The 4667-nt window shown below is 42.2% G+C and carries 5 protein-coding genes; all 5 read right to left on the reverse strand.

Features of this window, described 5'->3' with window-relative positions; genetic code table 11:
- Window positions 1-16 precede the first annotated feature (16 nt).
- Window positions 17-466 (reverse strand): transposase, encoded by a 450-nt coding sequence (locus tag E1163_RS02280; RefSeq protein WP_343033725.1) that lies wholly within the window; start codon window positions 464-466, stop codon window positions 17-19.
- 253 nt (window positions 467-719) lie between these two features.
- Window positions 720-1649 (reverse strand): hypothetical protein, encoded by a 930-nt coding sequence (locus E1163_RS02285; RefSeq protein WP_155169042.1) that lies wholly within the window; start codon window positions 1647-1649, stop codon window positions 720-722.
- Window positions 1650-1772: 123 nt separating this feature from the next.
- Complete coding sequence (locus tag E1163_RS02290) at window positions 1773-3368, reverse strand: class I SAM-dependent methyltransferase (protein WP_155169044.1); 1596 nt, start codon at window positions 3366-3368, stop codon at window positions 1773-1775.
- 168 nt (window positions 3369-3536) lie between these two features.
- Window positions 3537-4124: a hypothetical protein gene (locus E1163_RS02295; RefSeq protein ID WP_155169046.1), complete on the reverse strand. Its 588-nt coding sequence runs from the start codon at window positions 4122-4124 to the stop codon at window positions 3537-3539.
- A 100-nt stretch (window positions 4125-4224) separates the two neighbouring features.
- Window positions 4225-4667 (reverse strand): GNAT family N-acetyltransferase (locus E1163_RS02300; protein WP_221417914.1); only part of this gene is annotated, 443 nt, incomplete at its 5' end.

Here is a 4667-nt window from a genome sequence, read left to right on the forward strand (position 1 = left end):
TTGAGCGTCCGCTCAATTATTGAATATAGTACAATGGGACAATATCTTCAACGCCTGTTTCATAGCTACGGCAACTGCTCCAGGCGCATGTCTGTGGCTCATCTACAAAGCCGGCCTCTACGGGGTTGTTGTGGATATAGGTTAACCTCTGATCCATAAGTGTATTATTGCTTGGTTCTATTGGGTGGTTATGTTGTTGCCATAGTTGAAAGCCAGAGTTTCTTTTGTTCTTTTTACCAGCCCTTTCAAACATCCAAATCAGCCATTCTCTACGGCTTTCATCGCTATTTTCTTTTATGCAGCTCTTAAGTTTTGTTGAAGTAAAGCTTTTGAAGTCCCGTATTACATCTGACAATGCATTCCCTTCTTCTGTACTTAAAATTAGGTGTACATGGCTGGTCATAATGCAATACGCATGAATTTGCAATCCTTTATTTTTATGGCAGTACTTCAGGCTATCGGTAATGACTTCCCGATACTCATCCCTGATGAACAAATCAATCCATTGACTACCGTGAATGTCACGAAATACATCGCGTATTGATCCGAATAGAATACTTTCTTCCCATGTTTAAAAGATAGTATTTAAAGAATTAGCCAGGGCGGACGCCCTATCCATTTAAGGTCGTAGGATCGCTGCGCTTAACCTACGACCAGATTGGGCTCGCGCCAGCATGGGCACACCTACGACTAGATGGGGGGTGTACGTTTAGGTTGTACTAATCACTTAAAGATCTTCCAAAGTCAATTATTCTGTTAAACGAAACCACTGCATTATTTTGGTCACAAAGTAGATTAAAATCCTCTAAGTCAACATTCCATTCTATTCTTAGAACATCTATGAGTATGGCATAACATATTGTTTCTTTCTTCCAAATATCTCTATACTCAACGAATTGTCGCACATCATTTTTAATGTAGAAAATTCCATTAACATGAAGAGCGAAAAAATCATCTTTACTCCAAACGGTAAAAACTACAAAGTCATCCATTTTAAGCGTATCCGTTTTTTCTAGTAACTGTGATATTTCCACTGGAATATTTTCTGGCCAAAAAGTGTTTGTCCATGTTGCGTCAATTTCACCAAACAGTTTTCTCATCCATTGCTTCATGTCGAAATTAGTAAGAGCTAATTCGCCATTTATGAAATCCAGTAGTAGATAACTGGATGTAATTCCACGGTTAATCCATTCTGGAGAGAGAGGCGAGAAATCTTTATCATTTTTGAAATATAATTCATCCCTCCCATCAGAATCAAAATCATGTGCAATAAATGATGGGAAAAGTGGGCTTTCTGAAGTATAAAACTCATCAATAGTATCAGTGAAGGGCATGTCTGAATTTAGAGAAGGAAAATTATAGGTTTTATGATTGGAACTCAGTATAATTTTTAGGTGAAAGTAAAGATGTGCACCATCGTTGCCTATAAAGAAAAGACTATCAGTTTTTTTATCGCCATCAAAATCCCAATTGTTTGAGTAATTGTGAGTTTGAGTACTAACATTATAAGAGTAGTTAATGTTAATGTCTTTTTGATTATACCTGTCTTTATATGAATTGCTGTTCTTACTTAATGAAGAATCAGATTGACCTGCCGCAGGATTCAAGATAATGACTGCAATAAATGCTGTTAGTAATTCAATTCTCATGGTGTAAATAATCTCCTCCACCCTGGTCGTAGCATCTGCTACGGACCCGTTATGATTTTGAGCGTCCGCTCAATTACTGAATATAGTACATTGATACGATATCTTCAACCCACACTACTTGCCTTACCCAACCTTCCTCGCCACAATCAACGCATTGGTCGGTGGGTGAGGTAGCTCCTTTAGCTTACCATCTTCCTGAATAAATAACTTCACCTTGCCCTCAAACCTGTTTTGGGCTATCCAGGGGTTGGTATAGGCGTTGGAGCTTTCTTCTATTCTGAATCCGGCTTCTTCGAGGTTTTGTTTCCAGTCGGTGATGCTCCAGAAGCAGAAGCGCTCGTGCATTTCGCTTTGCCAGTTGTCGGTGTAGTCTTTAGTGAGCATGTATTCAGCGGCATCTTTTAGTTTGAGGTGGATGTACGTTTCCCCGGCTATGGTTTTGGTTTCGTACAGGATCTGGTCGTTCTCATGTTTTCTGAAATCTTTGGCAAACCGCTTAAAGCGGGCAAACGTTGAGAGTCCATTCAGGTAATCGCAGAGGACGGTGGTATTGTCAAACTCCTTTTCAAAGTCGTCGTTGCGGCCATCAGTTGGGTTGAGCTGCATGTAAACCATGGTGTTGCCATCCTCAGGGCCGATTACATCGCGGTTGATCCATACGCCGCCCATTTCAAGTTCTTTGTACCTGTTTTTGATGAAACTCAGCAGGTCGGCCCGGCTGCCGTATGACTCTATTTCATGAGTGAGGGAGGAGGTGTGGATGGTGTTCATAGAGCTGTCTTCAAATACCAGGGAGGTTACAGCATTCTTCTGGGCGAAGAACACGTTGGGGTTGCCAAACTCGCCGTTATGTTTTCTCTGGTTGCAGATGTCGAAAAGCTGTCGGGCTACCTCAATGCCATAGAAATCAGACTCCCGTAGTTTGGGGTCTTCGCTGGCCTGTTTTAGCCATGAGCCCACGGCACAGCCTATGTCGCCGATCTTGCCGGGCTGGATATATGCCGCAGTGTCCTTATACTTAATTTCTGCTATTTCATCCATCTGGCGCACATAGCTGCCATAGTCGCGGGACTCTGTAATGTCCCCATCATCGCCAATAATAGGATCGTTGAGTATGATCTGTACTTTTTGCCCCAGCTTGTAGTTCTTCCAGAGCTTATAGCTCGATATGTGCAGTTTATCAATAATTTCATCGTCAGATTCCCAGGCATGGTTGGAGGCGATCAGGTCTACAATATCCCAGGGCAAAGGCGCATGGAATTTCTGGGTCTTCCTGTCCTGAAGCTCAGCAGGAAGAATTTTGAAGCCTATCGCTTCGTACATATTCATCACGGGTGTGGAGCAGACGACCAGCGTGTTTTCAGGGCTGAGCTGGAGCGCCTGGTCGCTCTGGTGCTTTACCTGCTTTAGGGTGTAGGCAGCAAAATTTTCGAGTACCCCAACATCATCAATGCCATAGACATAGCAGGGTACAGGCAGGTCTTTTGAAAACTCCTGGATCATCATAGCCCGCAGGTAAAAGGGGATAGGATTTCGCTTGGTGCCGGCGTGGTTGGCAGAGGTAACTGCAAATATGATGGCTTCCACCGGTTCATGGTGGGGAAGCGCTTCTCCATTTACATCCTTTACACCGTGGAGGCCGGTGTTGACCAGCTTGTACAGGTACTTAAATTGGAAATCAGTAAGGATGTGGTGGCGACCAGGTATGAAAAGGTACATAATTATATTCAGCTTAAATTTCCGCCGAATATAAGCATTAGAATATAGAGACCTTTAAATATGGGAAGGCTTTCTTTGGTAAGGGCATAAAAAAGCCTCCCGTTATTCACGCAGCTTATTGAATAGCCTTAATGGAATAACAGGAGGCGTTGAGTTTTTTTACTTTTATCAGTACTTTCTGCCGTAAACCACTACATCTTTCAGCATATCTTTAGTGAAAGCGTATGAAAGGCCTTTACCAACGTAGGACTTCTGGTGGTCGCTTAAGAAGAATGAAGCAGAGTTAGGTACTTTAATACCCCATGAACCGGAGGCCTGAAGGTCGCCGGGCAATATCAGAGCCACGTGGCCCTGGCCGTCAGCCGCCTTGTAAACGGCAATCGTTGCTTTTTTAGAATTGGCATAGCTCTGGGCTTTGTCCAGTGCGTTTTTATCGTATGCAGGGCCAAGAAGCTCCCATTTACTGCCATTGCTTACAAAGTCAGCAATTTCATTAGGAAGCATATATCTGCCGCTTTCCTTGGAGTAAAAGTCATTGACTTTGTAAACGGTATTAACCGATTGCCCCAGGTATTTATAGCATTGTTTGTTGTTTTCTGAACTCTCACAATTGATAAATGCTTCTAAGGATTGTGACAACTCCTGTTCCCAATTACTGCTTACCGTCTGGCCAAACGAGGCAGAAAATGATGAGAAGAAGAGCGTTAAAAATATGGAGTTGATAAAAAAATGCCCTATGTGCTTGTTCAATTTCATGTTGAGATGGTTATAAGCTTATTAATAGATTTGTAAATACAGTATGAATTCAAATAGTGATCTTATTGTAACCTGATTCCTGGCAATATTTGAGCCACTTTTATTCTGTTGAATATTCGTCTTTTAGTATCGCCATGATTTTCAGGTTCTTATATGCTCCGTCGAATATTACAGCCTCTCTCAAAAGGCCTTCATTTTTAAATCCGGCAGAAGCATAAATGTATATCGCTTTTTGGTTATCGTCCACTACATCCAGCCAGAGCCGGTGCATTTGAAGTATTTCGAAACAATACTTTTTTATCAGTTGCAGTGTCTCTTTTCCTAGTCCTTTGCCCTTTTTATCAATAATAATCCGCCTGAGCTCAAGAGCACGGTACCGGTTATTTAGCCCTCCTAATATAACAAACCCGGCTTTTTCATTAGTTCCTTTGTCGAAAATGATCAGATGCTGCTCGTCCGAACTGTGCATAACCTCAAGGTGCTGTTCTTTGGAATAGTTCATAACATAGCCCCTGTTCTGAGGGTGTATTTCCAGTGCAGTTA

The sequence above is a fragment of the Fulvivirga kasyanovii genome (assembly GCF_009711405.1).
GTDB classification, from domain to species: Bacteria; Bacteroidota; Bacteroidia; order Cytophagales; family Cyclobacteriaceae; genus Fulvivirga; species Fulvivirga kasyanovii.